1 protein-coding gene is annotated in these 294 nt (G+C 46.9%); it reads right to left on the bottom strand.

The features are described 5' to 3' along the window. On the bottom strand, positions 1–294 hold a 294-nt coding region (locus LZP73_RS20135; protein WP_326490376.1), incomplete at both ends, for an aminoacyl--tRNA ligase-related protein.

The following is a 294-nucleotide window of genomic DNA, read 5'->3' as shown; positions in this document are numbered from 1 at the left end:
TCTCAAGTCTGCTTTAACACGAATGCCCGCATTTGATAGTTTTTGCGTCAGTTCGTTAACGTATTCAGACTGAGAATCGGTAATATTCATGATAACAACCTGAACTGGCGCAAGCCAGGTCGGGAAGAAACCAGCAAATTCTTCGGTCAGGATACCGATGAAACGTTCCATCGACCCCAGAATTGCGCGGTGAATCATTACCGGTACTTTACGTTCATTGTCTTCGCCTACATAAGAAGCGCTCAGACGAGAAGGCAAAGAGAAGTCCAGCTGTACTGTACCGCACTGCCATGC

The sequence above is a fragment of the Shewanella sp. AS16 genome, assembly GCF_021412365.1.
In the GTDB taxonomy this organism is placed as follows: Bacteria; Pseudomonadota; Gammaproteobacteria; order Enterobacterales; family Shewanellaceae; genus Shewanella; species Shewanella salipaludis.
This window is presented reverse-complemented; position numbering and strand designations above follow the sequence as displayed.